At 37.3% G+C, this 20250-nt stretch carries 15 protein-coding genes; 2 read left to right on the forward strand and 13 right to left on the reverse strand.

The window, feature by feature from the left end; all coding sequences use genetic code 11:
* Positions 1–53: 53 nt before the first annotated feature.
* From QNI08_RS10915 to QNI08_RS10925, 3 genes are all read right to left on the reverse strand, one after another.
* On the reverse strand, positions 54–3062 hold the full coding sequence (locus QNI08_RS10915; protein ID WP_285767446.1) for a leucine-rich repeat protein: 3009 nt from the start codon (positions 3060–3062) through the stop codon (positions 54–56).
* A 473-nt stretch (positions 3063–3535) separates the two neighbouring features.
* Positions 3536–3955: a hypothetical protein gene (locus QNI08_RS22515; RefSeq protein WP_352231216.1), complete on the reverse strand. Its 420-nt coding sequence runs from the start codon at positions 3953–3955 to the stop codon at positions 3536–3538.
* Between the two features lie 125 nt (positions 3956–4080).
* On the reverse strand, positions 4081–4359 hold the full coding sequence (locus tag QNI08_RS10925; protein ID WP_285767447.1) for a hypothetical protein: 279 nt from the start codon (positions 4357–4359) through the stop codon (positions 4081–4083).
* Positions 4360–5925: 1566 nt separating this feature from the next.
* On the opposite strand from QNI08_RS10925, the gene QNI08_RS10935 reads away from it, so the two are divergent.
* Entirely contained in the window at positions 5926–7302 is a 1377-nt protein-coding gene (locus QNI08_RS10935; RefSeq protein WP_483313770.1) for a DUF2254 domain-containing protein, read from the forward strand.
* A gap of 848 nt (positions 7303–8150) precedes the next feature.
* Here the strand turns inward: QNI08_RS10935 and QNI08_RS10940 are convergent.
* Entirely contained in the window at positions 8151–8786 is a 636-nt protein-coding gene (locus QNI08_RS10940; protein WP_285767449.1) for a hypothetical protein, read from the reverse strand.
* 95 nt (positions 8787–8881) lie between these two features.
* A complete protein-coding gene (locus QNI08_RS10945; protein ID WP_285767450.1) occupies positions 8882–9466 on the reverse strand; it encodes a hypothetical protein in 585 nt (194 codons plus the stop codon).
* Positions 9467–9846: 380 nt separating this feature from the next.
* Between QNI08_RS10945 and QNI08_RS10950 the strand changes: the two genes are divergently transcribed.
* Complete coding sequence (locus QNI08_RS10950; protein ID WP_285767451.1) at positions 9847–11148, forward strand: SH3 domain-containing protein; 1302 nt, start codon at positions 9847–9849, stop codon at positions 11146–11148.
* Between the two features lie 512 nt (positions 11149–11660).
* Here QNI08_RS10950 and qoxD read toward each other — a convergent pair.
* From qoxD to QNI08_RS10990, 8 genes are all read right to left on the reverse strand, one after another.
* Positions 11661–11948: a cytochrome aa3 quinol oxidase subunit IV gene (gene qoxD, locus QNI08_RS10955; protein ID WP_285767452.1), complete on the reverse strand. Its 288-nt coding sequence runs from the start codon at positions 11946–11948 to the stop codon at positions 11661–11663.
* 2 nt (positions 11949–11950) lie between these two features.
* Positions 11951–12547, reverse strand: coding sequence for a cytochrome aa3 quinol oxidase subunit III (gene qoxC, locus QNI08_RS10960; RefSeq protein ID WP_285767453.1), 597 nt, complete (start codon positions 12545–12547; stop codon positions 11951–11953).
* On the reverse strand, positions 12544–14493 hold the full coding sequence (gene qoxB, locus QNI08_RS10965) for a cytochrome aa3 quinol oxidase subunit I (protein WP_285767454.1): 1950 nt from the start codon (positions 14491–14493) through the stop codon (positions 12544–12546). The genes qoxC and qoxB overlap by 4 nt, the downstream gene beginning before the upstream one ends.
* A gap of 50 nt (positions 14494–14543) precedes the next feature.
* On the reverse strand, positions 14544–15485 hold the full coding sequence (gene qoxA / locus QNI08_RS10970) for a cytochrome aa3 quinol oxidase subunit II (protein WP_285767455.1): 942 nt from the start codon (positions 15483–15485) through the stop codon (positions 14544–14546).
* A gap of 332 nt (positions 15486–15817) precedes the next feature.
* Positions 15818–16276, reverse strand: a complete 459-nt coding sequence (locus QNI08_RS10975) for a hypothetical protein (RefSeq protein ID WP_285767456.1) — start codon at positions 16274–16276, stop codon at positions 15818–15820.
* Between the two features lie 211 nt (positions 16277–16487).
* Positions 16488–16637 (reverse strand): hypothetical protein, encoded by a 150-nt coding sequence (locus tag QNI08_RS10980; protein WP_285767457.1) that lies wholly within the window; start codon positions 16635–16637, stop codon positions 16488–16490.
* Positions 16638–18258: 1621 nt separating this feature from the next.
* Positions 18259–18669 carry a hypothetical protein gene (locus tag QNI08_RS10985; protein WP_285767458.1) on the reverse strand — a complete coding sequence of 137 codons (411 nt, stop codon included), beginning with the start codon at positions 18667–18669 and terminating at the stop codon, positions 18259–18261.
* A gap of 485 nt (positions 18670–19154) precedes the next feature.
* Complete coding sequence (locus QNI08_RS10990; protein WP_285767459.1) at positions 19155–20096, reverse strand: nucleoside hydrolase; 942 nt, start codon at positions 20094–20096, stop codon at positions 19155–19157.
* Positions 20097–20250: the final 154 nt, after the last annotated feature.

Consider the following 20250-nt stretch of genomic DNA (forward strand, 5'->3'; position numbering starts at 1 on the left):
AAACAATACCAGCTTATAGGTTATCAATATCTTTCTATAAACCTTTTTTATAGTTATTTTATAGTTATACTTTTTACAGAACTCCAAGAGCCATAATATTTTGTTCCTGACAATGTTTTATACGTTTTTATACGAACATAATATTTTTCGCCCTTTTTTAAAGAGGTTATTATTTTAGAAACGGTATTTTTGTTTGTGATTGTCACATTCTTTGTTGTACTACTAGTAAATTTGCTGCTGGTAGAATACTGAATTTGGTACCCTGTAGAAGTAGAGATCTCCTTCCAGTTCACTTTCATACTTGTTGAGCTACTCTTTTTAACACTCGATAATGTAACAGTAGCTGGATTTGTTGTAGAAGTGAGAACACTGCTATAGGATCCGTAATAATTTGTTTTCCCTACGGTTTTATATGAACCAACTTTATATTGATACGTTGTTCCGGCACTTAGTTTGCTAATTGTATAGCTGTTCGCGTTACTTGTAATGGTCTTTAACAGTTTGCCCTTACTATCATACTGATAGATTTTATAGCCTGTGACACCACTTTGCTTTGTCCATATCAGTTTTAAAGAGTTTGTCCCTCTGCTAGATACTTTCAAGCTTTTAACTTGAGCAGGGTTTACCGTTACATGTCTTACTATATTTACAGTGTTTCCATCACTGTCCATTACCTTGTACGTTAAGGTGTAGCTACCCACCTTCGTCGAGTTCACACTTCCGGCAACTTCTATACTTGATGTCAGTTCCCCATCTTCTGTATCTGTTGCAGTCACACCATTTTTACTATCAAAGCTATCTCCTAATTTGATTGTTGCAGCTTTGGTCCCTTTGATCATAGGCTTATCATTACTTCTTACTCTCACTTGTCTTTTAGCCTCTGTTGTATATCCATCACTATCCGTCACCTTGTACGTTAAGGTGTAGCTGCCCACTTTCATTGGGTCCACACTACCGGCAACTTCTATACTAGATGTTAATTCTCCATCATGCATATCTGTTGCAATCACGCCTTTTGTAGCATCAAAGCTATCTCCTCGTTTAATTGTTACAGCTTCTACCCCTTCCAATACAGGTGGAGACAACCATTTAGCATATATCGTTACACCTGTTGTAGATTGATCCCAAACTGTTGTGTACTTTCTGTCTAAATACCAGACAAATAAGTGGTTTTCCTCAGTACGTCCAAAAGGAGCTCTCCCCATACTCGTTAGACTTTTCGGGATGGTCACACTTTTTAATTGATTATCCTTAAATGCTCCATCCCCTATACTTGTCACGCCTTCCGGGATCGTTACATTTGTTAGTTGATTTCTACTAAATGCATAATATCCTATTTTTGTCACACTATTTGGGAAGGTTACTGTTGTTAGTTGATTATCTCTAAATGCTCCATCCCCTATACTTGTCACGCCTTCCGAGATCGTTACATTTGTTAAATGATTTCTACTAAATGTATCAGATTCAATACTAGTCACACTGTTCGGAATGGTAACACTTTTTAGTTGATTATCTTCAAATGCAGATGCCCCTATCTTAGTCACTCTTTCCGGGATGGTTACTCTTGTTAGTTGATTATCCTTAAATGCATAAGTCCCTACACTTGTCACACTGCTTGGAATGGTTACACTTGTTAGGTGATTTGAATCAAATGCCATCCCCCCTATACTTGTGACGCCTTCCGGGATCGTTACTCTCGTTAATTGATTTTCACTAAATGTATGAGATTCAATCCGAGTCACACTGTTTGGAATGGTTACACTTGTTAGGTGATTTTCCTTAAATGCATAAGACCCTATTCTTGTCACACTGTTCGGAATGGTTACACTTGTTAGGTGATTCGAATGAAATGCATGATCTCCAATACTCATTACACTGTTCGGAATGGTGATACTTGTTAGTTGATTCCAATGAAATGAATGATCGCCGATACTCGTTACGCTATTCGGGAGAGTTACATTCGTTAATTGGTTCAAAGCAAATGCATAATCCTCGATACTCGTTACACTCTTCGGAATGGTTATACTTGTTAATTTATTTGAAAAAAATGCATATTTTCCTATCTTAGTCACATTTTCTGGGATGGTTACATTTTTTATTTGATTAGAATGAAATGCACTGTCACCTATACTTAACACGCTATTGGGAATGGTTGCACTCGTTAATTGATTACCGCGAAATGCATCACTCCCTATCTTGTTCACACTATTTGGAATGGTTACACTTGCTAATTTATTAGAACGAAATGCACGATCTCCTATACTTGTTACGCTATTTGGAATGGTTACACTTGTTAATTGATTACCACTAAATACATCATTCCCTATACTTGTCATACTATTTGGGATGGTTACACTTGTTAGATTATTATCACTAAATGCAGATGACCCTAAACTAGTTACACTTTTCGGGATAATTACACTTGTTAGGTGATTATTGCTAAATACATAATTTCCTATACTAGTTACACCTTCTGGGATGTTCACGCTTGTTAGTTGATTTCTACTAAATGCCCAGTCTCCTATATTTGTCACACTTTTTGGGATGGTTACACTTGTTAATTGATTCCAAATAAATGCAGAGGCCCCTATACTGGTCACATTATCCGGGATGGCTACACTCGTTAGTTTGTTACTATTAAATGCACCTTCTCCTATTTTAGTCACACTTTCTGGGATGGTTACACTTGTTAATTGATTAGCACTAAATGCTTCATTCCCTATCTTAGTGATACTTTTTGGAATGGTTATATTGGTTAATTCATTATAGCGAAATGCACCATTCCCTATACTTGTCACACTATTTGGGATGATTACACTTTTTAATTGTTTACTACTAAAAGCATAATTTCCAATACTTGTTACTGGCATTTCATTCAGTTCACTTGGAATTTCCACGTTTTTAGCGTCTCCAACGTAATCTACAATTTCAACTGTTCCATTTAAAACACTATATTTGAAATCACCTTCATGTAGTGTTTCCCCAGATGCCTGAACCATTGAAATCGGTATAAAACTCAATAACAATGTTGATAATACTATTATCTTAAATATAAGTTTCATTGAATCTTCTCCTTTTTTGATATCAATACTAAATCCTTTAAAACGAACTATACTACTATACAAAATAGGGATACACATAACTAGGTTCAATTGCAAAAATTCCAAACTATCTGCAAGTAATCTTCTAGCTTTTCCATACTAATATGATTCTCTATACAAAGGGCGTGAACAGTATGGAAAAGCAAACTCTATTCAGGTGAAACAAGCATTGTATGAACTAATAATATTGTCATAGGCTTTAGTCTTTTTTATAATGACCTTCTTGTGAACCTATTCCATATTCAATACAAGCCTTTATATATTCTTGTAAACCTTTTTTTAGAACTACTTACTTCATACCTTTGTCAAATCTAACGCCTTTGTGTTCTTGTTGAGCTAACCTGCCCCGTTAGTGACAAAAGAAAAGGAGCTGCTGATCAGCTCCTAGAAGCAAAGCACCCGTTTAGCTTAAGAAGAATAATCTTCGTTATTTACTATTGTTTAAAAAATATGATGGGATAATCTCTCCCTAATTCCTCCTTAACTTTTGCAGTTAAGTCGGTACCCATTTTATTATGCTCATCAATAGGTATTTCTTTATAATTTTGAACCCAGTTAAATAGTTCTTCTTTTAGTTCTTCAGATAAAGGGAAGTCATCCATGTCTAAGTTAAAACCACAAACATTGCACCATATAGGGTCCGCACTAAAATCAGCTTCCACTTTCAATGAGGGATGCTCACATTTCCCCTTTAATGCAAAGTTTTGTAGTGATTTTAGAAAGTAGATTACAGCTACTGATATGAAAAATATTACCGCAGAGCTTAAACCAGAAGTAGGGAAATGAGAATTATACAACTCTGTTAGCAACAGGTATACTAAAAAACCCATAAAAAGGAATAGAGAAATTTTCATTTGATGGGTATTTCCTTTCAAATTTTATTAACATTACTATAATGATTGTTTATATTTTTAATAATTTAACCCGTTACCTTTAATTTTCTTATCGGGTCCCGATACTGATGCATTGGTTTATTCGATCATAAAAAATATGTAACCCATAATTGAGATAATATGATTAGTGAAAATGTCACACCTAGCCCAATTAGTTCCTTTTTTGTTGCCTTTTCCAGTAAATAACGTTCAATTAATATTAAAAACAGCCCAATGAATATGAGGATATAAGCCATAGACCGATAATCATTATAAACACCGTAATACAAGGTGGAAACAAAGTGAATAATTCCTGCTGTTATCCATAAAAGTAACGCTGGAATAAATAAGGGCTTTATTCTATTTTTTAAAATTTCCATTGTCATATCACTTCTCCATAAAGACATCTTACCAAAAATCGTCCTTTATAACTTAAGAAATCATCTTACGATTCTAGAAAAAGAATGAATGATCGGTGCAACAATTTACGTAAGATGAAACAATATTGGATGCCGATGATTAGATAGATAATTCTATTAGCAACAATAATTAAACCTATAAATGCAGTTCCAAATCCTGCCCCTTCTCCAGCACCACCACTATTATGATCAATCTTCACAAAAAAATAACCTGCTATAAACGCTATTATAGGCCCTAAACTTCCAATAACTATACCGGATAACCACAATGGGATTTTATTTCTCTTGTATAAAGAAATAGCCAAGGCATACAAAAATAAAAGATACAACTAAAACAATCCAAATTAACCCATCACCACTCATATAAACAACTCTTAATTAATTTAGGGATTTCAGATTGAAATAAATCGGCCCCAGTATAAATAAAACAATGAAAATAGTAAGGACAAACACTTTTTTACTGTTATTTTCATCCGCTTCTTTCTTTTCCTTAATTTTCTTTCTATATTTCATTCGTATCCTTTTTCTAGTTGTTAGCTAATATGTTAGTTTACCTCCTTAATGAAAAATTCACTAAACCAATTTCACCACATTAACCCATTTCACTTAATAAACTATCCTTCCCCGTAGTTTCATAAGAATAGAGCTGCCTTAAAACAGCTCCGATTATAAACTGTTGCATGTTAGTTTAGAAAAAAACTCTGACATATTTTACAACAAGATCATGAACCAATAAAAATATCAACCAGCCACATACTTCTAAACCATTGGATTTAAATAATCGAACGGAGTTTTGTAAGGCTATATAAACCATCACGAACAAAACAGCAGTAGCAGGAAATCCCCAAAGTCCTAATGCAAACTTGCTTAATATGGCTGTTTGTTCACCTTGGATATGCAGCCATACTATGCTAAGTAAGCTAACTAAAGGAAGAGCAGCTATAATCCCTTTTAGGTAATTCCACTTTGATTCTGGATATTCCTTGCCCCTTTAGTCCATTTAAAAAGGCCACCTAATGGCAGCCCCGGTTCTCAACTAACGCACCCATTAGTTCATTAATTTTTCATACGATAAAATTACAACTCCACATATTACAGATACTCCCAAAAATGATAATACATATAAATAAGGAGGCGTAACACTCACAAACTCCATCTCGTTTTGCAGGGTTGCTGCTTTATCCCATGCACTCTCAATATCTGGTTTATAGTTTTTTGTTTTTATATAACCGACTAACATCATAATGACTACATAGATTACATGAATTGAAATGGAACCTATAATTAGCGACACGTGCAGTTGAACTATCATGCCCTTTAGTTCCATAAGAAGGTATGAAAAATATTTTATTAACTTCAATAAAAACCGATTTTGATGATTCTGCATTTTCAGTTTGATTAAGTTTTAAGTCGTTTTGGGATAAATGGTTTAAAGATGGAGAGGATTAGGTAATACATAGCTAGTGTTCCAGAGGACTTGTTGGAAAACAAGCTCCATGCTTTTGATTTTTTACTGAAAGGAGATAGATGAAGTTGGGTATAATTAATTCTTTTGATAAGATAAAGAAATTTAGAAGGATGTCACATAGGGAATTATCTCATATTATTCAATCCTATTTGTGGTATACGCCTGTTATTTATGTATTTTTATCCTTTCTTTTAGTAGGTGTTTCATTAACAGCAGATTTTCAATATGATTTAGGGAAAAATATGAGTCCTATTTTTGCGGTAGATTATGGTCTTACTCAAGCACTTGTCGGTACGCTTACAGCAGCCACTTTGACATTGACTACGTTTACTTTTAACTTGGTTCTGGTCGTTTTCACGACATTTTCCGGACAATTTTCACCACGTATGTTGAAAAATTTTATTGCAAGTAAAGCCACCCAACGTGTGCTCGGGATTTTCACAGCCAGTTTCTTCTATATGCTATCATGTTATTTATTCCTGAATAAGGAAATTGCACACTATTATTTTGCAGTTCCTGTTTTAGCCACAATAATAGCCGCATTATCTATAGGAACGTTTGTCTTTTTCATTCATCATGCGGTTAATTGGCTGCAAGTTAATCAAATGACTTATGACATGAAAAATGAAGCGTTAAGCATTGTAAAAAGTATGTTAGAAGATGAACTAGATCCATATAAAGTAAAAGATATAAGTACTATTAAGGGCCAACTATCCGAGAGTAAGGAATTCACTATTACTGCAAGGAAATCTGGTTATATTCAACTCGTGGATTATATTACTATGGTTAAGGAAGCTCAAAAAGATGGCATTGTTATTCGGTTGGAATATACAATTGGAAGTTATGTTTTTGAATCAACGCCTATCGTAACATATTGGAAAAAAAACGATAAAGAAATAGACCAGCTAAAGTATCTTTCGCTTTTTAGTATAAAAAGGAGGCAATCTGAAGTTCAAGATATTGAATTCAGTATCAACAAGCTGGTAGAAGTTGCGATTAGGTCCATAGGAAATTATGACCCTAAAACAGCTACTAATGCTATTTATCAAATTGGAGAGGTACTTACTTCCATTTCACGCAAATCCATATTCTCCAATTATTTAATAGATGAAAATAATAATCTGCGAGTGATTTTACAGGAAAGGGATTTTAATCATTATCTTTATCATGGTTTTGGATATATCAGACATTATGCTAAAGAAAATGTAATTGTGGCTACTGAAATTTTAAATGTGTTAGCTTTAATGGCTAAATCCCTTAATACACGTGACTATAAAGCCATTTGGGAGTTTGGAGTGTTTACGGCAAGTGGATTCGAAAATTCTTTTTTATTTAAACTGGACTACCAGCAATTTCACCATGCGCTATCTAATCTGGCTGTTTCGACAAAGCATGAAAAAGAGTATGAAGACTTCTTGAAACAAAGGAAAAAATTTGATTAATATACCAATTTAACAAAACCGGAGTGATGTCTACCCTTAACCCAAAATTGGGCTACGCGACCGGATTTATAGTTGGTAAAGCTCAATAGGTAAGGATTATGTGGTAAGTTTATAAACACCAGCAGGAAACACCACCAGTGCACTCAGCTTGGTGGTATTTTTAATTTATATATAATTATATAAGATTCCCATTGGCGCTAACGCACCCGTTAAGTTCATTAAGGATTATCGCTGAGTTGACACAAACTGTGCAGTAAATAAAGAGTAAACAAAAGTGTCCAGCCATTCATTTCCCTTAAGATTATTGCAGACAGTTTAGAATCACTTTGAAATTTATTACTTCCCAAAAGAAATTTTGTTAAAATATGCTAAAAAAAGGGTAAACATAACTTTATATATTAAAGGAGGTAATCCGGCTGTGAAATTTTATAAACATATTCTAGTCCCCTTTTTAAGTGTACTTCTCTGCTTCATAGGTTATTGTATTTACAGCTATACCTTAAAAAAATACCATTTTTTTACACAAGAAGCTATAATTGTTGCAATTGGTGCCTTTACTTTCTCAATACCACTTTCATATTTAACGGAATATCAAAAGAAGAAAAATAAAAATAAGTTTAATAGGTAAGTGCTTCTAATTTGTTTCCTTCATTTAATTTTGTTTTTAAAGAAAAATTATCGCATCACAATACGACGACACTATGCTTCTTTATGCAACTATCCTGCCCCGTTCGTTCATAAAGAAAAAGGCTGCCATAGGAACCCCGATTGAGGTAGGGACAGCGACGATGGTATTCCCCATAATGCTCTTGTGGAGCAGTTCCCCACGTTACTTTTTGTAAATTTTTTTAATAAAAATCTAATTTTATTGCAATAATATTATTTTCATCATCGATATATAAACAAAGGTTTTTGCATGTATGTGCAAGATATCGAATCGCTAAGTTTTCTTTTAATGACTCTTTGAAGGTCCAACTCGATAAACTGAGTGTCGTTGTTGGTCCAGGTGATGTATGTTTCAAGCACTCTAATACCTTATCGAACTCCGGATCATCATATTGTGCGATATATTCAGGTAATACCTTATACAATTTGACAGGTTTCCAGACATATTCCTTGTTACTGCTTCCAAATAGGCCCTTTATAATTGGATTTGTTTTTTTTGTTCGGATCCAAGTAAGTGATTCTTGATTGGGCTTACGCAACATAATTTCAGTTGGTAATCCATTTTCAAGCACTACCTTCGTATCGTAAAAATGCATCATGATTTCTTCAACGACCTGTTTATCTATTTTATTGGGTACATATAACGAAGTAACTGCGTCACAATGCTGCGCGCCCAGCAATAAAAAGAATTCAGTTAGTATCGAATATTTCTTTGCAACCTTTGCTTCGGGAATAAATTTCTTTATGTTGAAATTTACTGAACCGTCAAGATTGTCTTCAAATTGATCATCGTCTTCGTAAGGTTTTACCCATTCCAATCTACAAAACCACCTAATTTGTATGATTTAACCTCAAAATTCCTTGTTTCCTTTGCATGATAGCTATAAGCGTCCCAACCCTTGTAAAGCACCCGTTAGTTTTTGAATTCATTCAGGTCAAATCTTGCAATTTCTTGATTTTCGATCGTTACAACGAGGAAAGCATCCCATGCATGCTCTTTCAGTTCAGCTAATTTTTCTTTTGAAGGTACAAGCAGCCCAACTTGGGAGGTTTCTTCACTTACACCTAAATCGTAGGTACAGGTATACTTCCCCTTTTGGTCAGCGTCCATACTGGATGAAAGGGATTGCCCGAACCCTACACCGCTCCCGTTATAATCGTCAGGATTGTATATATTGAAACCTATCACATCTTCTGACACCCTTTTTAATTGGTCCTTAGGCTCAATCTTTAGTTTGATTCCTTTATCAGCTTCCTCGATGCTTCCCACTGGTTCCTTGCCTTTATTTTCAATGGTGAATCGGTAATATAAAGCGGTCGGTACCAGCTCATCACCCTTTCTTTCCCCCTCGGTTATCCCAATCGCACCAACTAAGCTTTTATCTTTCACAATATCAACATCCGCTTCCACTAGCGCCAGCGACGGCTTGGCTGAACAACCTGGTAAAAAGAATAAAACGATAAATAAGCTCATCAAAAGAACAAGCGATTTCCTCAAGTAATCACCCCTATTTTACACTACCATATTTTTCCTTATATTCATATGAAATTCTGCTGGATTCACTGCATCTTTTGGCCCTGTTAGTTCGCAAATTTCACAATTATAATTAATATTCCATTGATCTATTTTACTATTATGGATTTTTTCACTATTGGGGCCGTTAAATGGAAAAGGCTTGATCCTGCAGGCATTCTTTCGCCCTTTGGGGTCATTTGAAAACAAGGACAACCTGGTGATAATAATCAGGAAGAAAACCCCTTGAACGAAAGGGGCATCAGTGGCGCAAAGCAGACAGTAAATCAGCAGCAATGTTTAAGGACAGAACCTTATCATTTACAGAATATAGAAATGTGTAAACCACATTTGGGGGAATGAAAATGAAAATAGAGATGCCTTTAGTGGTGGATGGAAAATTGGTAGTAAGCAGGAAAGACAAACATGGGAATCATAAAGAAGTTAAAATCAACGCTAAAGAAATCACGCCCGTATTCACTACAAGAATGGAAACCCGCCAATATAATAAAGCAACCAATAATCTGGATATCAGAAATGTTTTAGATATAAAAGCTTTCTTGAGAAATATCACACGAGATTGGAGAACCCATGTATCCAATGTAAGGAAATGGGTGAAAATGAGTCCGGCCAAAACAATCATCGTATCGGGAATTTTCACGATTCTATTAACGCTATCGGCACAAACCGCTTCTGCGTGTATAGATGAATATACGTATGTGGTGAAGGATACGGATACGATTGAAACGATTTCTAACAAACACGGTGTTACACCGGAACAAATCAAAGAGGCAAACGGCATCGCTTCGATTAAAAGTCACCAAAAATTACTTTTACCCAGTGTTAAAGATGCGTATGTTACAGCCACTTCCTTGAATGTTCGTTCTTCACCAAGTACAAGCAGCTCCATTGTCGGCAGCTATAAAAAAGGGGATACAGTAAAACTTATCCATGTGAAAAACGGATGGGCAGAAATAATAATTGAAGGCAGAGTCGTGTTTGTGAATGCCGCTTACATTTCAGAATCTAAATCAACGGATCAAGCTGACCCAGCCCCATCCGTTCAAGCTAAGACCATGTATGTACATGCAAGCTCGTTACGTGTTAGGGCAGCTGCCTCTGCAACTGGTTCAATATTGGGTTCATTGAAACAAAATAGTAAAGTGACGGTGGTTTCAACTACGAATGGTTGGGCTCAAATCACGTACCACGGAAAAAAAGCATATGTGAGCGAGAGTTATTTAACTGCAAAACCGCAAACAAGCAAACAAGAGAACCCTTCCCATGCTTCTGAGTACGTTATTAAAAGCGGGGATACATTTACTAAGATTTCTAAACGTTTAGGCATTCCTGTAGCGGTAATTCAAGAAGCAAACCCTAAAGTGGACTCAACAAAATTAACAATCGGACAAACGATAAAAATCCCAGTCGTGTCTCCCCCTACTCAAACCAATACGACGATTAACGTTAAAGGGATGGTAACAGGAGTCGACTCAACGGGCGTTTTCCGATTCATCGCGAATGATGGTGTTACTTATTCAGCAAGAGCCACTTCCGATTCACTGAAAAATGAGCTGTTTTCAGTACAAGGCACTGAAGTGGAGTTAACATTGGACAGTAAACGAGGCAAACAAATGACGCTGATTGCCATCCGTTCAATCAATTGACATACAACAAGCAAGCATCCAGTTGGATGCTTTTTTTCATCGGTAACCTGCCTCGTTAGTTTTATAACCTATTGTTTTAGTTGACACAATGTGCGGCAAATAGTTTTATTGTTAAAGCTCGCACTTGTTGAACGTGGCCTTTTGTACATGTTAGTTTTTCTTGAGTAATTCAACAATCCTAACTAAAAAGGAAATCATTATAGATAACAACAAAATAAAAATACACGAGAATGAAATCAGTACATCTTCTAAGAAAGGAAGGAAGGCCAATAACAAGATAAAGCAGCCGATACATATTAAACATGCGATCGAAATATATTTCACCATGAAAAGCCTCCTGGCAATATTAAGAACACTTCATTAGCATCAAACCTGACACTGTCCGAACACACTGCGCTTGTAAAAATAACCTGTCCCCTATTCCCATAAGAAAAGGAGCTGCTGATCAGCTCCTGCTAAAGAAGTAAAGCACCCCAGTTCAACCGCCTTCCGTTTCCTCAAGCTGTTTACTATCAATAAGTCCAGCCCCAGATCATGCATAGGATAGTACCGACGACCGTAATTATAGCGAGGAAGATCGCGCAGTATAGCGTCATGAATATCGATTTGCTATCATCCGTTTCACGGGCATGCATGAACACGACAAGCTGGACAGCCGCTTGTATGAATGCTGTTAATATAAAGATCGTCATCCCCATCGCTTTTGACATATTGAAGAAGTAAACGGTAAGAGCCGCGAGCGTCAAAATCAATGAGAATACAAAGCCCCATACTTGTTTGGCCGGGAATAATTCCTTCATGCTCATGTCATTCCTTTCATGTAGATAAAGGTGAAGATGAAAATCCAAACGATATCAAGGAAATGCCAATAAAGAGAGAAAATGAAGGATTTATTGGCCGTTTCAGGTGTAAGACCGCGTTTTTTCACTTGCAGGACAATAAACGTTCCCCAGAACAGTCCTAAGGTAACATGTGCTCCATGTGTCCCTAATGTTGTAAAGAGCACCGATGTAAATGCACTGGTTTGCAGCGTGGCTCCTTCGTGATAATAGGTAATGAACTCCGTGATTTCAAATCCCAAGAAGCCTAATCCAAGAAGAAGCGTGATTACGAAGAAGGTCAACATGGCTTTCTTGTGGCCAAGCCGCATGGCATGAATGCCAAGACCGATGACAAAACTGCTTGTCAAAAGCAGGAATGTTTCAGCCAGTACAGGAGTGATTTCGAAAATCCTCGCCCCAGCCGGGCCGTCACCCGTACGATCCACCAATGTAAAATAGGATGCAAAGAGTGTAGCAAAGAGCATGATTTCGGCTCCAAGGAAAATCCAGAAGCCCAAAATATTCAGCCGATTTTGTTCGGTACTATATTCAAGAGGCTGCGAGTGGTCGATCTTCATTTGTTGACACCCCCATATTTTGCTTCTGTTTCTTTAATTTCTTCTACAGAAATGTAACGCCCGTGATCTATTTCGAATGAACGAAGGGCCATGCAGACGAAGATGCCGATCAGCCCCATGATCGCAAGGAACCAGATGCTGAATACTAACGCAAACCCAAAGACGAAGAAGATGCAGGACATGATGAACGGTCCGCCGCTGTTATTCGGCATATGAATTTTTTCATAATCACCCTTGAACAATTCATGCCCTTTATATTTGGCATCCCAAAACGCTTCCCTTGAGCTCACTTGCGGAATGATCGCAAAGTTATATTCCGGGACTGGATTATGGGTGGCCCATTCAAGCGAACGAGCATCCCACGGATCATCGCCAACATCCTTCGGCGCATGGCGAATGCTATAGTAAACCGTATACACGATTAAAAAGAAGCTGATGGCCATAAGTACTGTACCGATGAACGTAACCATATTCCATGGCCCAAAACCAGTCGATTCAGAGTATGTGTATATCCGGCGTGCTTGTCCATCCAACCCTGTGATATACATCGGGAAGAAGGCCAAGCAAAAACCGATGGTCAAAAACCAGAATGCCCATTTCCCAAGTCTCTCGTTCAGCATGAAACCAAACATTTTCGGCCAGTAGTAAGTTGCCGCACCAAGCACGGCGAATACTACACCAGGGATGATGACATTATGGAAGTGAGCCACTAAGAACATAGTATTATGATATTGATAATCCGCCGCTGACATCGCCAGCATGACCCCGGTAACGCCGCCGATTGTGAAAAGCGGGATGAAGCCGATCGAATAAAGCATCGGTACGGTAAATCTGATCCTCCCCCTCCACATCGTGAATAGCCAGTTAAAGATCTTGATTCCAGTCGGAATGGCAATGACCATCGTCGTGATCGAGAATATGCTATTGACATAGGCTGCCTGCCCCATTGTAAAGAAATGGTGCGTCCAAACGAAGAATGAATAGATGGAGATGAACACCATCGAAGCCACCATTGATCGATAGCCATAAAGATTACGTCGGGAAAAGGTTGGAATGATCTCGCTAAATAGACCAAATGCCGGCAAAATCAAGATGTATACTTCAGGATGTCCCCAAACCCAGAACAAGTTAGCCCAAAGCATATCCATTCCGCCGTCGGTCATCGCGAAAAACTTGGTTGCGAATAGCCGATCCATCGTCCCCATGATCAGCGCCACCGTTAAGACAGGGAAGGCGAAAATGATGATGACGCTTGTGACTAAGGACGCCCATGTAAACATTGGCATCCGCATCAATTTCATACCGGGGGCTCTCATTTTGAGAATCGTCGTCATAAAGTTAATCCCGGTCATTAACGTCCCTATTCCGGCAATTTGGATGGCAATCATATAATAATTCGTCCCGACATGCGGACTGAATTCATTGCCTGCAAGCGGGAAATAAGAGGACCACCCTGCATCCGGTGAGCCGCCAATGACAAATGAGATGTTGAATAGCATCGCCCCCATGAAAAACAACCAGAAGCTTATCGCATTAAGGCGAGGGAATGCTACATCCCGTGCCCCAATTTGCAAGGGCACCACGAAATTCATTAAAGCCATGATGTACGGCATCGCCATAAAGAGAATCATCACAACCCCGTGCGTGGAAAAAATTTCATTATAGTGCTGTGAATCCAATAATTTGTTATCCGGTATGGCAAGCTGTGCCCGCATCATCACGGCATCAACACCGCCACGAAATAGCATCAGCAAAGCAGCGATTAAATACATGATGCCTATTCTTTTATGATCGACCGTCGTCAGCCAGCCACTCCATAAATAAAACCATTTCTTAAAGTGGGTTAAACCAAAAACGATCAAGAGAATCGTAATACCAATCGCTACCATTGATGTGTAGATGACCGGACTCGGATTAGGTATAAGAAATCTAGTGAAGAACCCCATACTGTTATGTTTCCTTTCTAACCATATTTTTCTTGAGAGGAACCATGAAATCATTCATGATTGTGTTCTGAACTTTCATTACCATCATTTGTTTTATGATCATGTTCCATATGGCCGCCTTTTGAATCGGCATTAGTGTCACTTGAACCATGATGATGTCCAGCATTTTCACCCTCTGGAGCTGGTGAGAACTTCAAATGAGTTCCAGTGAATGTCAACTGCCCGACATGACCCGGTTTCAATAATTCATTGAATTTTTCTGGAGTAATCGGCTTCGCAGTTGCCTTCACTTCCTTCACCCAATCATCAAACTTAACTTGAGACATCGCTTCGACATGGAACATATTTTCAGCGAATCCCTTTCCGCTAAAGTTTGCATTTCGTCCCATCATTTCCCCCGCCTCATCAGCGGCTAGGTGCAAGGTGGTCACCATGTTGGACATGGCATATTTTTGGCCGCCAAGCTGCGGAACCCAGAAACTCGTAATTGGCCCGAACGAATATAGCTTGAATTCAAGCGGTCGATTTGTCGGTATATACAAATAGTTCACTGTCTCGATTCCGTTTTCGGGATAACTGAAATGCCACTTCCAATCAGATGTCGAAGCGTAAATGACCAATGGATCCTGACCCTTGTACTCTTCAGGTGTGGCTTCCACCTTATTGTTGGAAATGACAGAAACGATGGAGAAGAAAACGACGATGATAATCGGCACCCCAACAATAATCGATTCAACGACATGGTTCCCTTCAATGTAAGGCGGTTCATAGTCCTTAGGGAGCTTAGAGTCCCGGTATTTCATTAACACATAAACCAAAATGGCACAAACCACGATCACGATAACCGCCATGATTGCGATCGACAGCCAAATCACATTGGCCTGCGTTTGGGCTTGTGGCCCTTTCGGATCCAAAACGGCCAATGATTTACAGCCAGAAAGCACACTGCCTATCGAAGAAAGAATAGCTAATAAAACCCATTTTTTTTTCATAAATGTATCCTTTCATTTAAGATTTCATTTCTAAGTTATCCACAAAAAATGAACTTATCCTAAATAATGTTTATCTGTAATGGTAATTACTAACAAGAAGTCGGGATGTACGTATGAATCCTTTTGGGGAAAGTTAAGGGAAAACCTTGAACCTGTGAGAGAGCACTTATCTGAGGTCTTCCATAGGGGGTGAACGGCACGAACTCCAAGTCGTGCCATAAGAAAAAAGCTGCCTGAAGGACAGCTTTGATTTTCAATGGATGCACCGTTATTCTCGAAGGGGGGGATATAAACTATACGGAAAAAAGGACACCGAGTTAGTGCCCATCATCTTAGCCGTCTTTGGGCGGAGCGTTATGTTGAAAACTCAAAAACTTAACAACAGGTTCCTTCTTCGGATTGAATTCTTTGTTATTTAATATGGGATCTATGCCAAGAGTTATGGTATCTGTTCCCAAGCATGATTGCTCTTTTGGCCCATTTGAAGAGTAGGTTAATATAGTGAATTTCAAGATATAGGCATTACTGTATACTTCTCCTTTTTGAGACTGCAGCATTTCAACAACATCATATTTCTTGTCTATCCAATTAAAATTAATGCTGACTGAATCGTCCTTGTAATAATCCTTCGCTGCATTAATAATTTCATCCTGGTAAAGCTCAAGTAAAAAATTATCTATAACTTGTTCCTGCCCCTGGGAATTATGATGATGATTTTTTTCCGCCTGTACGGGCAAGGTATGAATGCACAAAGCAAGAAAAGGTGCCACTGCATATATAAATTTTCTCATATATTAATTCCTCCTCATTCAAATTATTGGTTATTATCCGTATTAGGAGAAATTTTAGTAATGAAAAAAATGGGCATGAGAAAGTTCGATCACACAGAGCTTGTAAAACTACACCATCCAAACCATTGCAAAAGAAAAAGCTGCCTTCAATTAAAGAACCTCGAAAAAAAAAACATAGAAAGACTTTCGTCTGCCTATGTTCTCATTCAAATCATTTATCTGTTTGTTTTTGCTTCTTTTTCAAATACTCCGCACGTATTTTTTCAAGTTGCTGCTTTTTATCAAATTTGGCAGGCTTCTGCTTTTCATGATACTTTGCCACAGCTACCTTACCTTTGGTATCCAATTGATATTTTCCCATTTTGTTCACCTACTTTTCTTGTCGTTAAACAGAATCTATTCAACAAATATAATATACCTTATATGACGACGATCTCACAATAGTAGGGAATTGCCCTTCCATAAGCATCTAAATTTTTTAGGCTAGTGAGAGTCAAAACTAACAAGAATCCACCTAATATTAATGCAGGAAGACCTTGCTACGTTAAGTAGCCCGCTCTATTATTTGTAATTTATTATCACTTTCTTTTACTAAATCTATGTCACTCTTTTCATTTCCCCCTAAATCTGTGTACATATTTACTTTGAAATTAGGGTACGTTACGTTTCCTCTTGTTGAAAACATACTTGAACGTTACATCTGTGTTATACCGATTATGAACAAAGCGAAAACAAAGCTAATGAAAGTAAAGCCGGCAAGGGGAACCGCAAAGGCTTTGTTGTTCTTAAACTCGAATATTGTAAATAAGGCACCTAAGGCACACACAAAAAACCAGATTGGGATAAAAATTAAGTCTGCAATTTTAATAGGTAGCAATGTATAAAAACCTGTACTATATAATAGCCAATTGATTATTAATAAACCGAATACAAAGTAAGACCACTTATAAGGTGATGGACCTTTCCCATATTTTCTAACCATTATTAACGGATAAACGAAGATTATAACTAATATGGCTCCAAAAATTCCGATTAAAAACGACGTTATTCCCACAAAAGACACTCCTTTCACATTGAATTATTCGATTACACTGTCGCGTTAACGGTATGGTGACCTCCCTTTTTTTAGATAGGCAGCAGCCCATGCAGAAGCTCCCACTTCCATCAATTATTTTTATTATAGAACAATTATTTATTGTTTTACAATAAATAATTGTTCTTTTTTGATATATATCATTCGAATTATATTCTCTCCTTGTTTACTGAATATAAAAGCAATCTCATACTAGATGAAATACTTTAAAAAATTTAATAAATCTTGCCTCATTAATAATGCATTGACCTGCCCCGATCGTTCAATAAGAAAAAGCTGCCTTAAAGGCAGCTCGCGAAAGAAGCAATGAACTTAATAGTAATTGATCGAGATTGAAAAATCGAGCAAGCAAGAAAAAAGGCTGGGCACTACCTTGCATCAGCCTTGAATCACAGTACGGGAAAACGATTAAATGTATTTATTAATCATTGTAATGGCGATAAAGAACAAAGTAATTACTCCATAAATAGTGAAAGTCCAAATGAGGCCACTACCTTGAGTTTTAGAAAACCTGTAAATCAAATATGCTAAAGTTATAAAAAATAAGACAATTAAAATTCCATATATCCATGGAAAATTACTTTGCACATAGATCACTCCTTTGGAAGATGAAATCTTATTATGTCATTTCCTTAAGTGATTTATTCTTAGCATGAATAAACAGCGCGGTTCCGGCACGCTATTCAGTAATATTAAACTCATCATACAGGCAAATATCTTTAGTGCCTTTCTTTTCAATGATTAGACGGTATATTGAAAGAGGAGGTTGCTTTAAAAGAACAAACTTCCATATTGACATACTTGACTTATCATTAAAATAAATGACTAAGAAATTCGGGTAATGAATTGAATTAAAACACCTGAGTTTAAAGAGAAGCAGTCATTATCTTTACCTTTTCAGTAAAAATCTTGGCGGTGATCCTGCCTCTTGTTCTGCTTCAAAGTATGCAAGTGAACCTTCTATACACGATACAATAGAAGGCATTCCATAGCCAACTACTTTCTTTAAGGCTTCATTTAAGGATAATTTTTTACCATCAACTTCTTTGTTCCATGAAATTACATAACACTCGTTGGGTGCACCTTGTTTTTTAAGTAAAGTAGAAATTTCTTGATAATCAGAATTAGGAGTTGGTATTTCAATCATATATTCCGGAAGAAGGGTTTTGCCATAATCATGGCAAAGTCTATTCAATGCTTCTACTCTTTTCTTTTCTGATGATAGTTCAAATAGAACTCTATCTTGTATTCTTTTAGCAAAGAACTTTTTTACAATTCTTTTTTCTTGTTCGATATCCATTATGACCTCCCGTATCCTGCTTGTTTTTACTAATCATATCAAAATGCTCATTGAATGAACCTGCCCCTTTATAAATTTAAGCCAAAAAGACCACCAAATGGCAGCTCTAAATCCTTATTGAGACAAATGTTTGTAATCTAAAATTTCTATCTTGAAACCATGATTACATGTCAGTTGATTAAGCTTTTCACTATCACATGTTGGGGATATTCTTACTTTAACTTGGTCGTCTACATAATCCAATGGTTCATTACGTTCGGAAGAGACTAGAATTCTTATATCGACATCGTAAGAATGATTATTATTGTAACTTATGCCAACAATTCTTTGCCATTGCCAACTTAATAGGTATGTCTTAGTAAACTAACCTCCCCCATAAGTTCCACCAGGATTTTTCGCTTCATTTCCTTAATGTATGATAATTTAAAGGATTGCACATTTAAAAGGCCGCCAATTGGCGGCCTTTTGAGCTAACGCAAGGATGATCACTCGGGTTTTTTAGCTAATTCCGTCATGTAATCGAAGAAAGCATCGCGATTCACGTCATAAACTACCTTCACTGGTCGCCCATCAGGTGTTTCAACTGTACGCCCTTGGCTTGGTCCATCTGTGATGACAACACTATTAATGGTTTGCACCTTAACAAGATCATGATTGCCAATAAATGCAGTCGTTAACACATCCCATAAATAGTAGGTTGAATTAGTCGAAAAATGAACAAGCGGCGGCACCATGGCATAACATTGGCCGAGGAAATCAACCCCAATATATTTACGCTCTTTTGCCCAGCGTTCACGTACATCCAAGGTTAAAGGTACTTGATTTGTGCTTTCAAGCGCAACTAAATCAATCTCTATATTCGTTTCCCATACTCGACCAGCGGCTTCCGGATCCCAAAACACATTCCATTCGGCCGTTCCATCATGTTCAGGCTCGTGAACATTTCCAGCCTCTCGAAAAGTGCCGCCCATCCAAACAAGTCTTTCGATTTTCTCTTCAATATCTGGAGCTTCATCCAATGCACGAGCAAGGTCAGTAAGCGGTCCTGTGAATAATAAGGTCGTTTTATCAGCGGTATTCCGGATAGCATCAATCATATGCAGATGTGCCGGCTTTTCAGCTACTGGTGTCATCATTTTTCCAGATTCATTTAAAATCGGTAAGGCATCTACATAAAAAGCGTGCATACGCCAGTCTTTAGGAAAAGGGTTTTTTCCGCGTGAATTTGACTCCGCCACTTCGATATTTCCGTTTCCAAAGCGATCAATAATTTTCCGGCTGGAAAATACCGCTGGCTCTAAATAACAATCAGCCGGAACAACCGATACACCTGTCAATTCAATATTTTCCATTTGGAGTAATAAAAATAATGAAACAAAATCATCGACTCCGCCATCATGATTAAAATAGATATGTTTTTTCTCCATTCCATTTTCGCTTCCTTTTCATTAAAAATTATTAAAGGGCCAGTTCACTTCCATGTACTTGATTTAAAACCTTGTATGGCAATCAATGAGCTTAGAGTGCTCCCTTTTTACTGTTCGCTAGTCCATTTTCCCAGTGCTAATGATACTATGAGTT

The organism is Peribacillus folii, from assembly GCF_030271255.1.
In the GTDB taxonomy this organism is placed as follows: domain Bacteria; phylum Bacillota; class Bacilli; order Bacillales; family DSM-1321; genus Peribacillus.